The sequence below is a fragment of the Denitromonas ohlonensis genome (assembly GCF_007625205.1).
GTDB lineage: Bacteria > Pseudomonadota > Gammaproteobacteria > Burkholderiales > Rhodocyclaceae > Nitrogeniibacter > Nitrogeniibacter ohlonensis.
Genome location: NZ_VMNI01000003.1, coordinates 94,231 through 113,446 on the forward strand (window position 1 = coordinate 94,231; position 19,216 = coordinate 113,446).

At 65.9% G+C, this 19,216-nt stretch carries 18 protein-coding genes; 6 read left to right on the forward strand and 12 right to left on the reverse strand.

The features are described 5' to 3' along the window. Position 1 precedes the first annotated feature (1 nt). Positions 2-1,498 (reverse strand): cobyric acid synthase, encoded by a 1,497-nt coding sequence (locus FHP89_RS02860; protein ID WP_260851466.1) that lies wholly within the window; start codon positions 1,496-1,498, stop codon positions 2-4. Positions 1,499-1,567: 69 nt separating this feature from the next. Between FHP89_RS02860 and cbiB the strand changes: the two genes are divergently transcribed. The 4 genes from cbiB to FHP89_RS02880 are packed head-to-tail and all read left to right on the forward strand — an operon-like array spanning position 1,568 to position 5,197. Next, the gene (cbiB, locus tag FHP89_RS02865) at positions 1,568-2,503 is read left to right on the forward strand and encodes an adenosylcobinamide-phosphate synthase CbiB (RefSeq protein ID WP_144176233.1); all 936 of its coding nucleotides are present in this window, start codon (positions 1,568-1,570) and stop codon (positions 2,501-2,503) included. Next, a complete protein-coding gene (gene cobD / locus FHP89_RS02870) occupies positions 2,496-3,488 on the forward strand; it encodes a threonine-phosphate decarboxylase CobD (protein ID WP_144176234.1) in 993 nt (330 codons plus the stop codon). The genes cbiB and cobD overlap by 8 nt, the downstream gene beginning before the upstream one ends. A 9-nt stretch (positions 3,489-3,497) precedes the next feature. Continuing rightward, entirely contained in the window at positions 3,498-4,391 is an 894-nt protein-coding gene (locus FHP89_RS02875) for a cobalamin-binding protein (RefSeq protein ID WP_144176235.1), read from the forward strand. Continuing rightward, a complete protein-coding gene (locus FHP89_RS02880; protein ID WP_144176236.1) occupies positions 4,391-5,197 on the forward strand; it encodes an ABC transporter substrate-binding protein in 807 nt (268 codons plus the stop codon). Before FHP89_RS02875 ends, FHP89_RS02880 begins: the two co-directional genes overlap by 1 nt. A gap of 22 nt (positions 5,198-5,219) precedes the next feature. Here FHP89_RS02880 and FHP89_RS02885 read toward each other — a convergent pair whose 3' ends face one another. The 6 genes from FHP89_RS02885 to FHP89_RS02910 all read right to left on the reverse strand — a co-directional run bounded on the left by FHP89_RS02885 (position 5,220) and on the right by FHP89_RS02910 (position 11,360). Continuing rightward, positions 5,220-6,371, reverse strand: coding sequence for a M48 family metallopeptidase (locus FHP89_RS02885; protein ID WP_144176237.1), 1,152 nt, complete (start codon positions 6,369-6,371; stop codon positions 5,220-5,222). A 251-nt stretch (positions 6,372-6,622) separates the two neighbouring features. Further along, positions 6,623-8,317, reverse strand: coding sequence for a 2-isopropylmalate synthase (gene leuA / locus FHP89_RS02890; RefSeq protein WP_144176238.1), 1,695 nt, complete (start codon positions 8,315-8,317; stop codon positions 6,623-6,625). Positions 8,318-8,688: 371 nt separating this feature from the next. Then, positions 8,689-9,024, reverse strand: coding sequence for a YggL 50S ribosome-binding family protein (locus FHP89_RS02895; protein WP_144176239.1), 336 nt, complete (start codon positions 9,022-9,024; stop codon positions 8,689-8,691). 40 nt (positions 9,025-9,064) lie between these two features. Next, a complete protein-coding gene (locus tag FHP89_RS02900) occupies positions 9,065-10,297 on the reverse strand; it encodes an MFS transporter (protein ID WP_260851461.1) in 1,233 nt (410 codons plus the stop codon). Between the two features lie 2 nt (positions 10,298-10,299). Further along, positions 10,300-10,746: a MarR family winged helix-turn-helix transcriptional regulator gene (locus tag FHP89_RS02905; RefSeq protein WP_186300254.1), complete on the reverse strand. Its 447-nt coding sequence runs from the start codon at positions 10,744-10,746 to the stop codon at positions 10,300-10,302. Positions 10,747-10,814: 68 nt separating this feature from the next. After that, a complete protein-coding gene (locus FHP89_RS02910; RefSeq protein WP_144176241.1) occupies positions 10,815-11,360 on the reverse strand; it encodes a YaeQ family protein in 546 nt (181 codons plus the stop codon). 253 nt (positions 11,361-11,613) lie between these two features. Between FHP89_RS02910 and FHP89_RS02915 the strand changes: the two genes are divergently transcribed. Beyond that, positions 11,614-13,008, forward strand: a complete 1,395-nt coding sequence (locus tag FHP89_RS02915; RefSeq protein ID WP_144176242.1) for a DEAD/DEAH box helicase — start codon at positions 11,614-11,616, stop codon at positions 13,006-13,008. A gap of 170 nt (positions 13,009-13,178) precedes the next feature. Continuing rightward, positions 13,179-14,474, forward strand: coding sequence for an acetyl-CoA hydrolase/transferase family protein (locus FHP89_RS02920; protein WP_144176243.1), 1,296 nt, complete (start codon positions 13,179-13,181; stop codon positions 14,472-14,474). 49 nt (positions 14,475-14,523) lie between these two features. On the opposite strand, the gene FHP89_RS02925 is transcribed toward FHP89_RS02920, so the two are convergent. From FHP89_RS02925 to FHP89_RS02945, 5 genes are all read right to left on the reverse strand, one after another. Further along, positions 14,524-14,967 carry a MaoC family dehydratase gene (locus FHP89_RS02925; RefSeq protein WP_144176244.1) on the reverse strand — a complete coding sequence of 148 codons (444 nt, stop codon included), beginning with the start codon at positions 14,965-14,967 and terminating at the stop codon, positions 14,524-14,526. A gap of 123 nt (positions 14,968-15,090) precedes the next feature. Next, positions 15,091-15,369, reverse strand: a complete 279-nt coding sequence (locus FHP89_RS02930; protein ID WP_144176245.1) for an HU family DNA-binding protein — start codon at positions 15,367-15,369, stop codon at positions 15,091-15,093. Positions 15,370-15,556: 187 nt separating this feature from the next. Continuing rightward, positions 15,557-16,312, reverse strand: a complete 756-nt coding sequence (locus FHP89_RS02935; RefSeq protein ID WP_144176246.1) for an ABC transporter ATP-binding protein — start codon at positions 16,310-16,312, stop codon at positions 15,557-15,559. After that, the gene (locus tag FHP89_RS02940; RefSeq protein ID WP_144176247.1) at positions 16,312-18,156 is read right to left on the reverse strand and encodes a branched-chain amino acid ABC transporter ATP-binding protein/permease; all 1,845 of its coding nucleotides are present in this window, start codon (positions 18,154-18,156) and stop codon (positions 16,312-16,314) included. The genes FHP89_RS02935 and FHP89_RS02940 overlap by 1 nt, the downstream gene beginning before the upstream one ends. Continuing rightward, the gene (locus FHP89_RS02945; RefSeq protein ID WP_144176248.1) at positions 18,153-19,190 is read right to left on the reverse strand and encodes a branched-chain amino acid ABC transporter permease; all 1,038 of its coding nucleotides are present in this window, start codon (positions 19,188-19,190) and stop codon (positions 18,153-18,155) included. The genes FHP89_RS02940 and FHP89_RS02945 overlap by 4 nt, the downstream gene beginning before the upstream one ends. Positions 19,191-19,216 lie beyond the last annotated feature (26 nt).

Here is a 19,216-nt window from a genome sequence, read left to right on the forward strand (position 1 = left end):
GTCAAGCAACGTATGCACGGATGGCGCTTTCATGCGCCGGTCCAAAGCACGCGGCGAGGCGGTCGAGGTCGAGATGCTCGGCCAGACAATCGGCCAGACGGTCGAGATCGGCCAGGCGTCGCGCCGCCACATCCACCGGTTGCGCCGCCTGCACCCCCGCCCAGGCGAGCAGCGCCGCCAGCGCCTCCGGCGCATCGAACAGACCATGCGCGTAGCTGCCAAGCACCTGATCATCGTCGCTGATCGCGCCATCAACACGCCCGTCGTCAAAACGTACCGCCGGGCGGTCCAGCGCCGCACCGCGGCTCACCCCCATATGAATTTCGTAGCCGGTCATGGCGGCCGCACCGCCGAAGCACAAGCGGCCGCTCACATTGCGCAGTTGCTTGACCGCCTCGAGCGTCGTGTCCATGTCGAGAATGCCCAGCCCGGCGCTACTGCCCGGCGCCCCTTCGACACCCTGCGGATCGTGCATTTCTTTGCCAAGCATCTGGAAGCCGCCGCAGATGCCGACCACTTTGCCGCCATAGCGCAGATGCCGCTGAATCGCAGCGTCCCAGCCCTGCCCCACCATCCATTCGCGATCCGCGCGCACGCTCTTTGAGCCCGGCAGTACGATCAGATCGGCCGGCGGAATCGGCTGACCCGGCCCGACCCAACGGAAGTCGACCTGCGGATGCAGGCGCAGCGCGTCCAGATCGGTGTGGTTCGAAATGCGCGGAAAGGCGGGGGCCACCACGCGCAGCGCGATCTCGCCCTTGTCGATCCGTGCATCGCCCAACGCGTCTTCGGCATCCAGAAACAAGCCGTGCAGATACGGCACGGTGCCGATCACCGGCCGCCCGGTGCGCGCCTCCAGCCAGTCCAGCCCCGACTGCAGCAAGCTGATGTCGCCACGAAAACGGTTGATGATGAAGCCCTTCACCCGCGCCTGCTCGCTCGGCGAGAGCAGTTCCAGCGTGCCGACCAGATGCGCAAACACGCCGCCGCGGTCGATATCGGCGACCAGAATCACCGGGCAATCCGCCGCCTCGGCAAAGCCCATGTTGGCGATGTCGCGGTCACGCAGATTGATCTCGGCCGGGCTGCCTGCGCCCTCGATCAGCACGCAGTCATAAGCTGCCGTCAATCGCCCCCAGCTTGCCATCACCGCCGCCATCGCGGTCGGTTTGTAGTGGTGGTAGTCCTTGGCCGACAGCGTGGACATCACCTTGCCGTGGATGATCACCTGCGCGCCGATGTCGGTCGCCGGCTTGAGCAGCACCGGGTTGAAATCGGTGTGCGGCGCGACGCCAGCGGCCAGCGCCTGGAGTGCCTGCGCCCGGCCGATCTCGCCACCGTCGGCCGTCACCGCCGAATTCAGCGCCATGTTCTGCGGCTTGAAGGGCGCGACCCGGCAACCACCGCGCGCCAGCAGGCGGGCCAGGCCAGCGACCAGAGTGGTCTTGCCGGCATCCGAGGTGGTGCCCTGAACCATCAGGCTGGCGCAATCGTGCATCACGTACAATCCCGTTCTCGCAAAACGCCGGATTATCCCGCAAGCGGCGCCACGCCGCGCACTTTCGCCATGCCACCGCTCACTCAACTGGCCCTCACCCTCGCCGCCGGCGTGCTGCTCGACCGTTTACTCGGCGAACCGCGACGCTTTCACCCGCTGGTGGGCTTCGGCGCGCTGGCGGCCTGGCTGGAAAAACGATGGAACCGAAATGAACACCGCATCGCCCGCGGCGCACTGGCGTGGACGCTGGCCGTGCTGCCGTGGGTGCTTGCCGCGCTCTGGCTCAGAAGCCTTGGCAGCGCCATCGCGATCGGCGTCGACATCGCCCTGCTGTGGTTTGCCCTCGGCGCACGCTCGCTGGTCGAACACGCCCGCGCCGTGGCCGTGCCGCTACAGGCGGGCGATCTGGCCGAAGCCCGCCGCCGTGTTGGCTGGATCGTCTCGCGCGACACCGCCGCGCTCAGCCCGACGCAGGTGGCCGCCGCCGGCACCGAGTCGGTGCTGGAAAACGGCAACGATGCGATCTTCGGCACCCTGTTCTGGTTTCTTGTCGCGGGCGGCCCGGGCGCGCTGCTGTTTCGTCTGGCCAACACGCTGGATGCCATGTGGGGCTATCGCACCGAGCGCTACCTGCACTTTGGCCGCATCGCCGCGCGTGCTGACGATGTGCTCGGCTGGCTGCCCGCCCGGCTGACGGCGCTGAGCTATGCCCTGCTCGGCCACACCCGCCACGCCCTGCATTGCTGGCGACACCAGGGGCCGGGCTGGAAAAGCCCGAACGCCGGGCCGGTGATGGCCGCCGGCGCCGGCGCCCTGCGCGTGCAGCTCGGCGGCGAGGCCCCCTACCATGGCGCAATGACCCAACGACCGCCACTGGGCAGCGGCAGCGCGCCGGATGCGTCCAGCCTGTTTGCCGCCATCGCGCTGGTCAATCGCACGCTGGCCTTGTGGATCGGACTCAGCCTGCTCGCCGGCGCCGTCGCGTGGGGGCTGGCCCATGCTTGAGCACGGCGGCGGTCTGCGCGCGGCAGCAGCGCGTTACGGCATCCCGGTCGCCGACTGGCTGGACCTGTCCACCGGCATCAACCCCGCCCACTATCCGCTGGTCGCGCCGCCGGCCAGCGCGTGGCATCGCCTGCCCGAACCCGACGCCGGCCTGCTGGCCGCGGCCGCCGCCTATTACGGCAGCGACCAGCTATTGCCCGTAGCGGGCAGCCAGGCCGCCATTCAGGCCTTGCCGGCGGTGCTCCGCGCACCCCGCGTCGGCATGCTGGCGCCCAGCTACGCCGAACACGCGCATGCCTGGCGACACCACGACATTGTGTGGCTGAACGCGGACACTATCGACGCCGCAGTCGACACCCTGGACGCGCTATTGCTGGTGCAGCCCAACAACCCGACCGGCGAGCACTTTGACCGCGCGCACCTCATCGGCTGGCACCGCCGGCTGGCGCGGCACGGCGGCACGCTGATCGTGGACGAAGCCTTCATCGACGCCGCCCCCGCCGACAGCCTCGCCCCGCTTGCCGGCACGCCCGGACTGGTGATCCTGCGCTCGCTGGGCAAGTTCTTCGGCCTGGCCGGCGCGCGGGTGGGTTTCGTGCTGGCCGAACCGGCGGTGCGCGATGCCCTCGCCAATCACCTCGGCCCTTGGACGATCAGCGCCCCCGCGCAAGACATCGCCCGTCAGGCGCTCAGTGACACCGCCTGGCAACACCACATGCGCGCCGCGCTCGCCACCGACGGCGCACGCATGGCGGCGCTGCTCAAGCACCACGGCGCAAGCCCCACCGGCCCGGCGCTGTTCAAAACCCTTCGCACCGACACCGCCCGCCCATGGCAAGACGCCCTGGCGCGCGAGGCGATTCTGGTGCGCGCTTTCGACACCCCAGCCGCGCTACGCCTCGGCCTGCCGCCAGACGAAGCCGGCTGGCGACGGCTCGACGCCGCGCTCTCTCGCGCCCGGCGCGACGGACACTCACTGGAGTAATCTTTGCCCATGACTTTTCGCTTTTCCGCCCTGATCCTCACACTCGCCCTGCTCATCCCCGGCCCGCCGGCGCATGCGCAACTCACCGTCACCGACGACGTGGGCCAGTCGGTCGCCCTGCCCACCCCGGCGCGACGCATCGTCTCGCTGGCGCCACATGTCACCGAGCTGATCTACGCCGCCGGCGCCGGTCACATGCTGGTCGGCGCGGTCGATTACAGCGACTATCCGGCCGAGGCGCGCGCGGTCAAACGCATCGGCAGCTATGTGCGAATCGATCTCGAGGCGGTCGCGGCGCTCAAGCCGGACGTGGTCATCGGCTGGCGCAGCGGCAACCCCGCCACTCAGCTCGAACGCCTGCGCGCGCTGGGTCTGCCGGTGTATATCAACGAGCCGCGCAGCCTTGATGCGGTCGCCCACTCACTCCGTCAGATCGGTATTCTGGCCGGCACGCAGGGCGAGGCCAACCGCGCCGCCGACGCCTTCGTGGCGCACCGCAATCGCCTGCGCGACGACTACGGCAGCCGCCCGCCGGTGCCGGTGTTCTACCAGATCTGGAACCAGCCGCTGATGACCATCAACGGCCACCACCTGATCTCGGATGTGATCCGCCTGTGCGGTGGCCACAATGTGTTCGACAGCCTCGATGTGCTGGCGCCCAAGATCGGCGTCGAGGCGGTGCTGGCCAGCAACCCCGAAGCCATCGTCGCCAGCGGCATGGGCGAGTCGCGCCCCGAGTGGCTGGATGAATGGCGCAAATGGCCCACCCTGACCGCCGTGCAACAAAACAACCTGTTCTTTGTGCCGCCCGACCTGATCCAGCGCCACACCCCGCGCATTCTCGACGGCGCAGATAGGCTCTGCCGCCACCTCGATACCGCCCGCGGCAAGCGCACGCCCTGATGTCACGCCACCCGCAACGCATCGTTTGCCTGTCCACCGAAACGGTCGAGGTGCTGTATGCGCTGGGCGAAGCCGACCGCATTGCCGGCATCTCTGGCTTTACGGTACGCCCCGCCCGAGCGCGCAAGGAAAAGCCCAAGGTCAGCGGCTTTTCCAGCGCACGCATCGACAAGATTCTGGCAGTGCGCCCCGACCTGGTGCTGGCCTTCTCCGACATGCAAGCGGACATTTGCCGCGACCTGATTCGCGCCGGCATCGCCGTGCATGTGTTCAACCAGCGTGACATCGCCGGCATCCTGGCGATGATCACCACCGTCGGCGCCCTGGTCGGCGCGCAGGCGCGGGCCGAGGTGTTGGTGGCGCAGCTCGATGCCCAACTCGACGCCGCCGGCCGCGCCGGCGATGCCCGCATCGCACGACTCGGCCGGCGAGCACGGGTCTATTTCGAAGAATGGGATACGCCGATGATCTGCGGCATCCGCTGGGTGTCCGAGCTGATCGCGGTGGCCGGGGGCGAGGACGTGTTTGGTGAGCGAGCGACCGCGCCCGGCGCCAGCGCCCGCATCATCGCCGATGGCGCCGAGGTGATCGCGCGGCAGCCGGACATCATTCTGGCCTCGTGGTGCGGTAAGAAAGTACGGGCGGAGCAGATCGCCGGGCGGCCCGGCTGGGACGCGCTGGAGGCCGTTCGCCAACAGCGCATTCACGAGATCAAATCAGCGCTGATCCTGTCGCCGGGCATGGTCGCCATCGAGGCCGGTCTGCCGGCCATTGCTGCCGCGCTCGACCGCGTCTCGGCAATCTGACGCAGCCGCGCCACGCGCCGGACTAATCGCGCTCGCCCGAACCGAGCATGGTGCTCGCGTAATAGCGGCGCCAGTCCTGACGCGCGGCTCGCCACCAGCGCCGATCCAGCACACGGGACAAACGGGGCAGCGATCGCTGCAGATAGTGACTGGCCGCCGTGTGCGCGTCGGGCTCAGGCACGCGCGGGGCCACGCCCAGGGCCACCAGACGATCGGTCAGCGTGGGATGAAAGCACAAGCCGCTATCCTCGCACACCAGCGAATGCAGCGCCCGGTGCTGCGGCGCTGCGTGAAAGCCCGCCGCCACGCCCATCCCCATGTCGCGGAAGGGGCGCAAACTGGGGCGCGGCATTTCGGCGGCCTGCGACATCACCGCATCCCAGTAATCGGTTTCGATGAAGTTGGCCTTCATGGCCACTTCCACCAGCGTATCGCCCAGCAATTTGCTGCCGACGATACGGGCGGCCAGCCGATCGGCTTCGTATTCTTCGAGATGGTTGAGGCGTACGGCGGCCATCAGGTCGGCCTCGGCCCAGCGCGCAAAACCACGATCGACCCACTGCGCCAGCCAGCTGTCTTCGGCCGCAATCCGCTCACACACCCGGTGCCACCAGGCGCGCACATGTGCGCCCCAGGCGGGCCAGCCGCCGCGCTGTCGATTGAGGTGGGCCAGCTCATGCGCCAGGATGGCGGCGAGTTGGCGCGGCGACACGCTGTGCACCAGCGGCAGCCCGATAATCAAGGTGGTGTCCATCGCGCCCCAGTAGCCCCACCGCGGGCGCTGGAAAACGGCGGCGTTCATTTCGGACGAGATACGAATGGTCTGAATGCTTTCGGCGCCCATGCGCTCGGCGAGATTGTCGAGCAGCCGATACAGGGCTGGCGCGGCGTGTCGATCAATCCGCACCCCTTCAGCGCGCGGCGCCGGCACCAGCAACCAGCGGACGATTCGCACCGCCCCCCAGACCAGTGCCGCAGCCAACCCCGCCACACCGATCTGCAGCATGGGCGTCCCGGCCGACGCCGGCACCACGGCAATCATCAGCACCACGGCAAGGCCCACACTGGCAACGGATGCCAGTGCCAGCACGGTCAGCGCCCCGGCTGCGCGCCAGGACAGGCGGCGAGCCAGACGGCGAACCGTGGCAGAAGATCGGGGGCGAATACGCGTCATGGCGTCCGGTAAATCCGAGGAGGGCTCACTGTAAACGATTGAAATGACAATAAAAATACAACTTTAGACGTAGTCGCCGCATGTCGACCGAACAGCATATGACATCACACTACCCGCTACCTCACTCCCCCCGCCATTGGGGCGTTCCTGCATATGGCATAAACAGCCCCGCCGATTTCACACGCGCAGCGCCCCCGCCCAGAAAAGAAACGGGCGACCCGATGGCCGCCCGCCCCTCCCTCTCGCTCGCCTCAGGCGCGCTTCTTCACATCCGCTTCCAGCCCGGCGCGTTGCTCCAGCTGATTCACCGCCGAGACAATCGCCTTCACCGAGGCCGTGACGATGCTGCCATCAATCCCGACGCCGAACACCGCGCCAGCCGCGCCTTCGCCCTGCAACTCGATGAAGGCCACCGCGCGGGCATCGGAGCCCTGACCGATCGCCCGCTCCTCGTAGCCGAGCAAACGCGCATCCGGCGCCAGCGCGTGCAGCGCCGCATCGATCGGCCCGTTGCCGATGCCGCGCAAGGCTTCTTGCCGGCCGCCGCGCGTCACCCCCAGCTGGATACCCTGCTGATCGCCATGTTCAAACAGATGATGTTCAGCATAGGCCACCTGATCCGCATTTTCGAGGTAGGTCTCGGTGAAGATCGCCCACAGATCCTCGGCGCGCATCTCGCGCCCGGTGTCATCGGTGACCGCCTGCACGGCATTCGAGAACGCCACCTGCAGGCGGCGCGGCATCACCAGTCCATATTCGGCTTCAAGCAAATAGGCGATGCCGCCCTTGCCCGACTGGCTGTTCACCCGGATCACCGATTCGTAGCTGCGCCCGAGGTCCGCCGGGTCGACCGGCAAGTAGGGCACGGCCCACGGCGCATCGGCTTGCTGCACGGCCAGGCCTTTCTTGATCGCGTCCTGGTGCGAGCCCGAGAAGGCGGTAAACACCAGATCGCCGACATACGGGTGGCGCGGGTGGATCGGCAACTGGGTGCAGTGCTCGACGGTGCGGGCGATCTCGTTGATACACGAGAAGTCGAGCCCCGGATGCACGCCCTGGCTGTAGAGATTGAGCGCCAGCGTCACGAGGTCGACGTTGCCGGTGCGCTCGCCGTTGCCGAACAGGCAACCTTCGACACGGTCGGCGCCGGCCATCACCGCCAGTTCCGCCGCGGCCACGGCGGTGCCGCGATCATTGTGCGGATGCACCGACAAGACCACGGCGTCGCGCCGGTCGAGGTGGCGGCTCATCCACTCGATCTGGTCGGCGTAGATGTTCGGCGTGCTCATCTCCACCGTGGCCGGCAGATTGATGATGCATGGCCGCTCGGGGGTCGGTTCCCACTCGGCGATCACCGCGTTGCACACCTCAACGGCGAAGTCGATTTCAGTGCCGGTGAAGACTTCCGGGCTGTACTGAAAGACAAACTCAGTGTCGGGCTGGGTGGCCGCCAGCTCGCGGATCAGGCGTGCATGCTCAACGGCGATCTGCTTAACGCCGGCACGGTCCTGATCGAACACGATGCGGCGGAAGTTCGGCGCCGTGGCGTTGTAAAAATGAATGATCGCACGCCGCGCGCCGCGCACCGACTCGAAGGTGCGGCGAATCAAGGGCTCGCGCGCCTGGGTGAGCACTTCGATGGTCACGTCATCGGGCACGTCGCCGCTGTCGACCAGGGCGCGCACGAAATCAAAATCGGTCTGGCTGGCCGACGGAAAGCCGACCTCGATCTCCTTGAAGCCGACCGCCACCAGCGTCTTGAACATGCGCTGCTTGCGCTCGGCGTTCATCGGCTCGAACAAGGCCTGGTTGCCGTCGCGCAGATCGGTGCTCATCCAGATCGGCGGATGGGTCAGCGTCGCGTCGGGCCAGGTCCGGTCGCGCAAGGGCTGGCCGTCCGGGAAGGAATTGAAGGCAGGGTATTTTTGACTCGGGTCGTTCAACATCGGAAATCACTCCTCGATTTTTGCAAAACATCATTCGAATTCGGGTGGCCGTCACGGCAACCGGGCGACCACGGCTTCGCGGCCCGGTTACCGGTTGGCAGTCGCAGATCAAATCGAGGCTTCGGAAGCATGGTCGCTCCAGGGGCGCAAGGCGCCAGACATGGCATCACACCGCTCGGTGAGCGGCGGCGGGGTCACAACAGGAAGGGGTAGAGGTTAGCTGCGCGGGGCGCGCAGCAGCAGACCCAGACCGCAGAGCGCGGTATGGCAGGCGACCATCGAGACGATGGCGAAGCGGGTCTGTTGCGAAATCATGAGTGCAAACTAACGGGCCGGGGCATTGACTGTCAACACCCCGGCCGCAATCAGGCTTAAATCCCGTTGATACCGGGGTACCAGGCGTCGACCAAATCGCCAACGCGGTAGTCGGCCAACACCTTGGCGCCGGACAGCCACTGCTCGACGGCGGCGCGCTGCTCCGGGGTGACCGAGCCGCGACCGGCGCAGCACACGAAGCCGCTGTCGTCGCCACCGCCGTAAATCAAGCCGGCCGGGTCGATGGCTTCGTTGAAGAAAGCCTCATAAAAGGCATCCACCGACGCCTCGTCCGCTGTTTCGGGGAAGCTCAGATCGAGATCAAACCCCAGTTCCTTGAACTCTCCAACGCACAATTTCTTGCGCAGGCGAGCACTACGCCGCTTACTCATTCGGACAAACTCCTGAATTACAAACTACGAAAAAACCGGCTCACGCCGGCTGTGGCCGAGGCTCGATGCGCGGCTCGCGGATGGGCAGATTTGCCACCGCCGCCAATGCTGCCAAGGCGATGTCAGCGTACCACATCCACTGGTAGTCGCCGGTCTCGGTGATGGCGATACCGCCCAGCCAGGCACCGAGAAATCCGCCGACCTGGTGGCTCAGCAAGGTCATGCCGAACAAGGTGGCCAGATAACGCGTACCAAAGAGCTTGCCCACCACGCCTGCCGTGGGCGGTACCGTGGCCAGCCAGGTAAAGCCGAGACCCGCGGCGAAGATATAGAAGGTCATCTCCGTTTTGGGCGCGACCAGATAGAGCGCCACCAGCGCAGCACGCGAGGCGTACATCCAGAACAGGATGTATTTGCTGCGATAGTGCTGGACGCACCAACCGGCGTAGAGACTGCCCGCGATATTGGCCAGCCCGATGATCGCCAGCGACCAGCTCGCCACCTGCGCAGGCAAGCCGCACAGGTCGACCTCGCCCGGCAGGTGAGTCACCAGAAACGCAATATGGAAACCGCAGGTAAAGAAACCGGCATGCACCAGCAGGTAGCTGCGATCGCGGAACGCATCGCTCAGGGTGGCGCGCATGCCCCGTTCGAGCGGCGGCGCCTCGGTCGCGCTCACGCTGGCTACTGGCGCCGGGCGCCCGCGAAGCAGCCGCGCCATTGGTAAGGCAGCGAGCGTGATCACGGCCAGTGAATACATCGCGCCCATCCAGCCGAACACGCCAATCAGCTTCTGCATCAGCGGCGCAAACACAAACTGCCCGAAGGAGCCGCCGGCATTGATCACCCCGGAGGCCATGCCGCGGCGATGCGTCGGCAAGCGCTGCGACGCGGCGCCGATCAAGACCGAAAAGCTGCCGGCCCCCGAGCCGGCCGCCATCAGAAAGCCAATCGAAAAGACCATGCCGATGCTCGAATCCATCATCGGCGTCAGGGCCGCACCGGCTGCCATCAGGAGGATGCCCGCCGCCAGCGCCCGCCCCGGCCCATAGCGGTCGGCCACCGCGCCGGCCACCGGCTGGATCGCCCCCCACACGAACTGCGCCACCGCCATCGCAAAACTGATGGTGGTGATGCCGAGCCCGGTGGACGTGTTGATCGGCGACACGAACAGACCAAGCGTCTGCCGCCCGCCCATGGTGATCGCCAGCAAGCCCGCGGCCGCCAGCACCAGGCCCCATTGCCGCATGTCAGGATCGTCGCGCCAGCGCATGCTCAGTTGTCCTCCGGCAAGGCCGGCTTCAAGCGCAGCAGCGCCGCGTCCAGATTCAGATTGAGTTCGGCCACAAAGTCGCGGTCCATCACCGCCTCCAGTTCACCTTGCGCGCGCGCCCACACCTCACGGGCACGCGCACGCAATTCAACGCCCTCCGGGCTCAGCGCGAGCAAGCGCTGGCGGGCATCCGCGCCGGGGGTCTGAACAATCCATCCCGCCGCCACCAGCGGCTTGATCCCGCGGGTCAGCGTGGTGCGATCCATTTCCAGCTTCTCGGCCAGCACCTGCAGCGGCTGCGGCTCCAACTCAAGATGCGCGAGCAGCGAGTACTGGGTCAGGCGCAAGCCGACCGACCGCAGATACTGCTCATAAAAAACCGTCACCCGACGGGTCAGACGGCGCAGGCGGGCGCCCGTGCAGGCCAGCGGCGGCAGCGACGTTTTCACGGTTGAGCTTTGAATAAGTGCATATGCACCTTATAGCGCAAACTCGCCCGCCGGGGCGAGGACACTTTCTACGCGATGCCGCGCCAGGTGTCAGGTTCGACGCTGACACAGCCATGATCGCCAGACACCGCCAGAATGCCGTCCTGCACCGTAATCTGCCAGGCCGTGGTGCGCACCAGCGACGCTGACAGCGCTTTGAGTTCGGGCTCGGGGAAAGCAATCACCTCAAGCTTTCGCAAGCGCGCCAGCTCGCGCTGCGCGCCCTGCCACCACAGCAGCGACGACGCGCCGGCGTAGGGGTGAATCGTCACCCGATCGGCCCGCCCGGCGGCCTTGATGATCCGACGCGCGTCCGGCTGACCGACATCGATCCAACGCTCGATCCGCCCGTCCAGACTGGCCAGACACAGATCCGGCTCATCCGGATCGCACAGCGCGCTGGTCATCGACAGGCGCTCGTCGGCCTGGCGGGCGAAGGCCAGCACCCGCGACACCAGCCGCACATCGGTCTCGGAGGGGTGGCGCGCCAGGGTCAGCGCATGGTCGGCGTAATAATGACGATCCAGATCCGCGATCTGCAGCTGAAACTTGAAAACGGTGGATTTGAGTGCCATGCCTGCGCCGCCCCGGGAAAAGGCGACATGGTACGCAGATGCGGCCGCAATGGAATGCCGCACTGCAAAATAATCCCCAACAGCAAGGCGATATCCGTTATCATCCGGCCTCCCGTACGCGTCGACCAATCAGCGTACCGGCCAGAATCATTCAACCGGGGCGAAGCGATACACGTTCGCACGCCCACTTCCCCCGCCAGCCTTGATTGGTGTCGCTCAACACAGCGACAGGCCGTCGCTGGAGCAGAACACAATGCAATCCGAAAACACCTTTGCCGCCCTTGGGCTGGCAGAACCCCTCTTGCGCGCCCTCACCGACGCAGGCTACACCACCCCGACCCCGATTCAGACCAAAGGCATTCCGGCTGTATTGGCCGGTGGCGACTTGCTCGCCGCCGCCCAGACCGGCACCGGCAAGACCGCCAGCTTCGCGCTGCCGATCCTGCACCGTCTGATGGAAACCGCCCAGCGCACCCGCACCGGTCGTCCGCGCGCCCTCATCCTGACCCCGACCCGCGAACTCGCGGCCCAGGTCGATGAGTCGGTCCGCACCTACGGCCAGCACCTGCCGCTGCGCTCCTTCGCCGTGTATGGCGGCGTCAGCGTGTTCGGCCAGAGCAAGGCCCTGCGCCGCCCGGTCGATATCCTGGTCGCGACACCGGGCCGTCTGCTCGACCACATCAGCCAGGGCAACCTGAGCCTGTCGGACATCGAGATCCTGGTGCTGGACGAAGCCGACCGCATGCTCGACATGGGCTTCATCCGCGACATCCGCAAGATCATGGACAAGATGCCGGCCAAGCGTCAGAACCTGCTGTTCTCGGCCACCTTCAACGACGACATCCGTGGCCTGGCCAACAGCCTGCTGACCAACCCGGTGAGCGTCGATGTGGCACCGCGCAACACCACCGCCGAGCGGGTCGACCAGTCGCTGATGATGGTCCCGCAAAGCGGCAAGCGTGATCTGCTGATCCACCTCATCCAGGAACAGCAATGGTTCCAGGTGCTGGTGTTCAGCCGCACCAAGCACGGCGCCGACCGCCTGTCCGAGCAACTGACCCGCGCCGGCATCCCGACCGCGGCCCTGCACGGCAACAAGGCGCAAAACGCCCGCACCCGCGCGCTGGACCAGTTCAAGCGCGGCAAGCTGCAAGTGCTGGTCGCCACCGACATCGCCGCCCGCGGCATCGACGTGGATTCGCTGCCGATGGTGGTGAACTTCGAACTGCCGAACGTGCCGGAAGACTATGTGCACCGCATCGGCCGCACCGGTCGTGCCGGCGCCGAAGGCAAGGCCGTATCGCTGGTCTGCCCGGACAACGAAATGAAGCAGCTGCGCGCCATCGAGCGGGTCATCAACGCCCCCATCGAGCGTATCGTCGTGGCCGGGTTCACAGTGGACGAAACCCGTGCATCCCGTCAGCGCCCCCCGCGTGATGCCAAGGCCCCGTCGCAGCGCAATGGTCATCGACACGGCCGCGCCAACCCGGACAGCCAGAACACTCGCAACGCCGACGGCAAGCGCCCCGCCCACCCGCAACGCGCCCCGCGCGACGCGCAGGGTCAAGGCCGCGACAAGCCGGCCGGCCGCAGCCAGGGCGCCCCGGGCCGTGACGCCCGTCCGCGCCGCTTCGGCAACTCGGACTAAGCGCCCGGCGGCGACACGCCGTCCGCCTCAAATACAAACGCCGGCCCTTGCGCCGGCGTTTGTGTTTGCGCACGCATACCAAATGACATTCGCGCCATACGGCGGCGTATGTTCGCGTTATACTCCCCCGTAGATGCTGCAATGCACACATTTTCGGAGGGAGCCGTGAAATGAATCATCTCGAGCACTACACGCAGAAAACCTGCACCGCCGCCGAGGCCATCGCTTTGGTCCGAGACGGCGACACCATCATCGTCCCGACCGGCGTGGGCGAGCCGCCCGCGCTGCTCACCGCCTTGTCGGACCAGCGCCGGTCACTCAACGGCGTCGTGGTCAGCCAGATCCTGCCGCTGCGCAAATTTGATTATTTCGACGAAACCACGCTCGACCACGTTCGTCATAGCGCCTACTTTTTCGGCGGCGCGTCACGCCCCGGTGGGCAGGCCGGATGGATCGACTTTGTGCCGGCGTATTTCTCGGAACTGCCGCAGCTGATCGAACGCGGGCTGACCCCGTCCGACGTCGTCTTTTCGCTCGCCTCACCGATGGATGAGCACGGCTACTTTTCGCTCGCGCTGGCGCCCGACTACACCATGGCCGCCATTAAAAAGGCGCGTGTGATCGTGCTGGAGGTGAATCCCAACGTGCCCTTCGCCTTCGGCGATTGCCATGTGCACATCTCGCAGGTCAGCGCCCTGGTCGAAAGCCAGGACGCGCTGCTGGAAGTCGGTCTGCCCGAGATCGGGCCGGTGCAGGAAGCCATCGGCAAATATGTAGCGGACCTGATCGACGACGGTTCGACGCTGCAGATCGGCTACGGCGGCATCCCCGATGCGGTGGTGATGCAGCTCAAGCACAAGCGCGATCTGGGCATTCACACCGAAATGATCGGCGACGGCATTCTGACGCTGCTCGAAGCGGGCGCCGTCACCAACCGCAAAAAGACCTTCATGCCCGGCAAGATGGTCGCCACCTTCGGACTCGGTTCGCAGAAGCTTTATCGCTTCATGCACCGCAACCCGGCGCTGGAGATGCACCCGGTCGAATTCACCAACGACCCCTACATTGCGGCACGCAACGATCAGTTGGTCGCCATCAACGCCACCATGCAAATCGACATGCTCGGCCAGTGCGGCTCGGAGAGTCTGGGCAGCCTGCCCTATTCAGGCACGGGCGGTCAGGTCGATTTCGTGCGCGCCGCCAATCGCTCGCGTGACGGCAAGGCCTTCATCGTGCTCCCCTCGACGGCCAAGGGCGGCAGCATCTCGCGCATCGTGCCGACACTGACGCCGGGCACGCATGTCACCACCAGCAAGAATGACATCAACTATGTGGTGACCGAATACGGCGTGGCGCAACTGCGCGGCAAGAGCGCTCACCAACGCTGCGAAGCGCTGATCAACATTGCCCACCCGGACTTCCGGAGCGAGCTGCGCGACCAGGCCCGGGCGCTGAAACTGCGCTGAGCCTCACACGGCCCACCCGCCATCGGCGGGAGGGCCGCGCAACAACCGATCAGTCGCGCTTGGGCACCATGATCTCGGCTTCGCCGGTCAGCACCACGGTCTCGCCCACCGTGCACACCGTGTCGAACAGCGCCTTGCGCTTTTCGGGGGTGAGCGACTTGACGGTCACCCGCGCCACCACGGTGTCGCCGATGCGCACCGGCGCCTTGAACTTCAGGGTCTGTGACAGATAGATGCAGCCCGGGCCCGGCAGACGGGTGCCGAACACGGTGGAGATGAAACTGGCCGACAGCATGCCGTGAGCGATCCGGCCGCCAAACATCGACGCTGCGGCCAGTTCCTCATTGAGATGCACCGGATTGGTGTCACCCGACACGCCGGCAAACAGCAGGATGTCCGCTTCGGTCACGGTATGACCATACGCGCCGCTCATGCCGACCGTCAGGTCTTCAAAGCGGTGCCCGTAGAATTCTTCAAAATTGGTCTCAGCCATCGGTGTGCTCCCTGTGGGTTGTGATCTTCATGCCATGTGGTGCTGCGGCGGATCGACGCGGAACGCAAGACAAGAAAAAACCCGGCCAAGGCCGGGTCTTTCTGAACTGCGTAATCGCTGGGATTACTTGCCGTTGACAGCGGCTTTCAGCGTCGCGCCAGCGGAGAACTTCGGCACGCTGGAGGCTGCGATCTTGATGGTCGCGCCGGTCTGCGGGTTACGGCCGGTACGGGCAGCGCGCTTCGACACTTCGAAGGAGCCGAAACCCGTGAACGCCACTTTGCCGCCCTTGGCGAGCTCTTCCGCAATAATGTCGAGCACAGCGGACACTGCACGGTCAGCTTGAGCGCGCGACACGTCCATACGGTCGGCCAGGGCTTCGACGAATTCACCTTTGTTCATGTTGATCCTCGGATAGGAGTGGAAGGGTTATTTCCTGCAGCCGATTCTAGCACCGAACATTCGAGCAATGCGTCGCCGGATGCAAGGATTGACGCGGATTCAGGGATTTGGGACGCATATTTTTACGTGTTGTACGTGAACGTCAACCCGTGCATATCAATTATTTTTTTGCTGCTGCGCTGCAGCATCATTCACCGGTCACCGCCAGTCGGTCCTGATGCTTGCCACCGAGCCCCAGATAGGCCTCGATTACACGCGGGTCGTCAGCCAGTTGCCGGGCCGGCCCGCTCATCGCCACCTCCCCGGTTTCGAGCACATAAGCCTCGTCCGCCACTTGCAGTGCAGCACGTGCATTTTGTTCGACCAGCAGGATGGAAACACCCCGTTTTCGCAGTTCACCGATGATCCGGAAGATCTCCCGGACAATGAGCGGTGCCAATCCGAGGCTGGGTTCGTCGAGCATCAGCAGCTTGGGCCGGGCCATCAAGGCGCGGCCGACCGCCAGCATCTGGCGCTCGCCCCCCGACAGCGTTCCCGCCATCTGGCTGCGCCGCTCCTTGAGCCGCGGGAACAGCGCATACACCTCTTCCATGGTCCCGGCATGGTCACGCAGCCCCATGCGATAGCGCTGGAAGGCGCCGAGCACAAGGTTGTCCTCGACACTCATTTCGCCGAACAACTCGCGCTTTTCGGGCACGAGGTTCATCCCGCGCGAGACCATGCGCTCGACTTCCGGGACGCGCTCCACCGAACCATCAAAGCTGATCTCGCCACGCGACGGCAGCACGCCCATGATGGCCGACAGCAGCGTGGTCTTGCCCGCGCCATTGGGCCCGATCACGGTCACGATCTGCCCCTCGCCCACGGTCAGGTTGGCGTTGTGCAGCGCCTCGACCTTGCCGTAGGACACGCACAGATCCTTCACCTCCAGAATATTTGCCATCACGCCACCCCGCCCAGATACGCTTCGAGCACCGCCGGATTCTGCTGCACGTCCTCGGGCAGCCCCTCGGCAATCTTCTCGCCAAACTCCATCACCACCACCCGGTCGACCAGGCCCATCACAAAGTCCATGTCGTGCTCGACCAGCAAAATCGCCATGCCCTCGCCGCGCAGCTTCTTGAGCAAGTCGCCGAGGATCTGTTTTTCGCGATAGCGCAGGCCAGCCGCCGGCTCATCGAGAAGCAGCAGACAGGGGTCGGAGCACAGCGCCCGCGCAATCTCGAGAATGCGTTGCTGGCCCAGCGCCAGCGAACCGGCCGCGTCAAACATGTGCTCGGCCAGCCCGACGCGCTCGATCTGCCGCGCCGCCTCGGCGAGCAGCCGCGCCTCCTCGGCCCGGTCCAGTCGCCAGGCCGCCGGCAGTACCGATTTGCTGCCACGCATGTGGGTGCCGATCGCGACGTTTTCGAGCACGCTCATGTCGGCCAGCAGGCGCACATGCTGAAAGGTGCGGCTCATGCCCATGCGGGCCACTTCGCGCGAGGTCTTGCCGGCCACGTCCTGACCACGGAACAGCACCTCGCCCGAGGTCGGCGTATCCACCCCCGATACCTGATTGAACATGGTGCTCTTACCCGCGCCGTTGGGCCCGATGAGCGCCAGAATCTCGCCGGCCGCGACCGACAGGTTCATCTTGTTGTTGGCCACCAGACCGCCGAACTTGCGGGTCACATCGATGGCACTGAGCAGCACTTCGCCGGCCTTGGGCATCTCCCGACGCGGCAGCGGCACCGCGCCGGCATCGACCTTGCGCTTGGCCTTGGCGTCCGGCCACCACTGGGTGAGGATCGGCCACAGTCCGTTGGGCGCGCGCTGCAGAATGATCACCATCATCACGCCGAACACGATCACCTCGAAGTTGCCCGAGGCGCCAAACAGCGCGGGCAAAAGATCCTGCAGCCACTGCTTGAGAATGGTGATGACCGCGGCACCGATGACCGCGCCCCACACATGGCCCGCACCACCGACCACCGCCATGAACAGAAACTCGATGCCGATGTGCAGACCAAACGGCGTGGGATTCACGAAGCGCTGCATATGCGCATACAACCAGCCCGACGCCGCCGCATGCAGCGCCGCGATGACGAAGATGATCATGCGCGAGCGCGAGGTATCCACGCCCATCGACTCGGCCATCACCCGCCCGCCCTTGAGCGCCCGGATCGCCCGGCCCTCGCGCGAATCGAGCAGGTTGCTGGTGGTCAGGATGGCGACCAGCAGGAAGGCCCAGATCAAATAGAAGATCTCGCCGCCTTCATTCAACTCCCAGCCAAACAGGCTGATCGGCGGAATCCCGGTCAGGCCGGTGTGGCCGCCGAGCACCTCCATGGTGCCGAACAGGAAATACAGGCTGATGCCCCAGGCGATGGTGCCCAGCGGCAGGTAGTGGCCCGACAGCTTGAGGGTCAGCGAACCGAGCACCACCGCGATCACCGCGGTCAGCACCAGACCAATCACCAACGCCAGCCACGGCGAACCGGCCGCCCAGGCGATCCAGCCGGGCAGCGTCTCGCTGGTGGACAGCACCGCCGTGGTGTAGGCGCCCAGGCCGACAAAGGCGCCCTGACCAAAAGACGTCAGCCCGCCCACGCCGGTGAGCAGCACCAGCCCGAGCGCCACCATGGCGTAAAGGCCGATGTAGTTGAGCAGCGTGACATAGAACGGCGACAAGGTCGCGGGCACCAGCAGCAACAGACCAAGCAGCAGCCAGGGCAAAACACGCAACAAACCAGCGCCAGCAGAACTCGGCGAGGTCGCCACACGAGAGGATGCGGGGGTGCTCATTCGTCTTCCTCCACGTGATGGCTGGTCAGCGAGCGCCACACCAACACCGGAATGATCAGGGTAAATACGATGACTTCCTTGTAGGCACTGGCCCAGAAGGAGGAGAAGGCTTCGAGCACGCCGACCAGAATCGCGCCAAGCGCAGCGATCGGGTAGCTCGCCAGACCGCCGATGATGGCGGCGACAAAGCCCTTCAGGCCGATCAGGAAGCCGGTGTCGTAGTAGATGGTCGCAATCGGCGCAATCAACACGCCCGACAGCGCGCCAATCAGCGCCGCCAGCATGAAGGTCAGCCGTCCGGCCAGCGCGGGCGAGATGCCCATCAGCCGTGCGCCGGCGCGGTTGATCGCGGTTGCCCGCAGGGCCTTGCCATAAATGGTGCGACCGAAGAACAGGGCCAGCGCGACGATCAGCGCCAGCGAGGTGCCAATCACCCACAGCGACTGGCCGGACACCATCATCGGGCCCACCGTGAAGCTGGCATCCGAAAAGGCCGATGTGCGCGACCCTTCGGCGCCAAAAAACAGCAGGGCCAGCCCCACCATGGCCACGTGCACCGCCACCGACACGATCAGCAAAATCAGCACCGAGGCCTCGGCCACCGGTTGGTAAGCCACGCGGTAGATCATCGGCCCCAGCGGCACCACCACCGCCATGGTCAGGGCCACCTTGGCGGCCAGCGGCCAGGTGTCGGTCGGCACAAAGCGCATCAAGGCCACCAGCGCGAGCGGGTAAACAATATTCCAGCCGACCACCTTCATCAGCCGCCCCACGCCGCCCCGACGCAGCGCGTCCAGGCCGTCGAGCGCCACCACCAGCACGCCGGCCGCCAGCAGCAGCCAGACCGTGCCGGGCAGGCGCCCCGCTTCAATCATCGCCAGGGTCAGCGCGCCATAGGCGACGAACTCCCCTTGCGGAATAAAGATCACCCGGGTCACGGCGAACACCAGCACCAGGGCCAGGGCCAGCAGCGCGTAGATCGCGCCGTTGGTCACCCCGTCCTGCCCGAGCAACATTGCAATTTCTAAATCCATGGGACGAACCCCGTGTGCAGCCAGCC

Bases quoted from the DNA above. Each gene is read 5' to 3' on its own strand.
- FHP89_RS02940 (WP_144176247.1), bottom strand. From the start codon at position 18,156: ATGAGCACCCCCGCATCCTCTCGTGTGGCGACCTCGCCGAGTTCTGCT.
- leuA (WP_144176238.1), bottom strand. From the start codon at position 8,317: ATGTTGAACGACCCGAGTCAAAAATACCCTGCCTTCAATTCCTTCCCG.
- FHP89_RS02875 (WP_144176235.1), top strand. From the start codon at position 3,498: ATGACTTTTCGCTTTTCCGCCCTGATCCTCACACTCGCCCTGCTCATC.
- FHP89_RS02860 (WP_260851466.1), bottom strand. From the start codon at position 1,498: ATGCACGATTGCGCCAGCCTGATGGTTCAGGGCACCACCTCGGATGCC.
- FHP89_RS02915 (WP_144176242.1), top strand. From the start codon at position 11,614: ATGCAATCCGAAAACACCTTTGCCGCCCTTGGGCTGGCAGAACCCCTC.
- FHP89_RS02930 (WP_144176245.1), bottom strand. From the start codon at position 15,369: ATGAACAAAGGTGAATTCGTCGAAGCCCTGGCCGACCGTATGGACGTG.
- FHP89_RS02880 (WP_144176236.1), top strand. From the start codon at position 4,391: ATGTCACGCCACCCGCAACGCATCGTTTGCCTGTCCACCGAAACGGTC.
- FHP89_RS02910 (WP_144176241.1), bottom strand. From the start codon at position 11,360: ATGGCACTCAAATCCACCGTTTTCAAGTTTCAGCTGCAGATCGCGGAT.
- FHP89_RS02895 (WP_144176239.1), bottom strand. From the start codon at position 9,024: ATGAGTAAGCGGCGTAGTGCTCGCCTGCGCAAGAAATTGTGCGTTGGA.
- FHP89_RS02945 (WP_144176248.1), bottom strand. From the start codon at position 19,190: ATGGATTTAGAAATTGCAATGTTGCTCGGGCAGGACGGGGTGACCAAC.
- cobD (WP_144176234.1), top strand. From the start codon at position 2,496: ATGCTTGAGCACGGCGGCGGTCTGCGCGCGGCAGCAGCGCGTTACGGC.
- FHP89_RS02925 (WP_144176244.1), bottom strand. From the start codon at position 14,967: ATGGCTGAGACCAATTTTGAAGAATTCTACGGGCACCGCTTTGAAGAC.
- FHP89_RS02920 (WP_144176243.1), top strand. From the start codon at position 13,179: ATGAATCATCTCGAGCACTACACGCAGAAAACCTGCACCGCCGCCGAG.
- FHP89_RS02935 (WP_144176246.1), bottom strand. From the start codon at position 16,312: ATGGCAAATATTCTGGAGGTGAAGGATCTGTGCGTGTCCTACGGCAAG.
- FHP89_RS02900 (WP_260851461.1), bottom strand. From the start codon at position 10,297: ATGCGCTGGCGCGACGATCCTGACATGCGGCAATGGGGCCTGGTGCTG.
- FHP89_RS02885 (WP_144176237.1), bottom strand. From the start codon at position 6,371: ATGACGCGTATTCGCCCCCGATCTTCTGCCACGGTTCGCCGTCTGGCT.
- cbiB (WP_144176233.1), top strand. From the start codon at position 1,568: ATGCCACCGCTCACTCAACTGGCCCTCACCCTCGCCGCCGGCGTGCTG.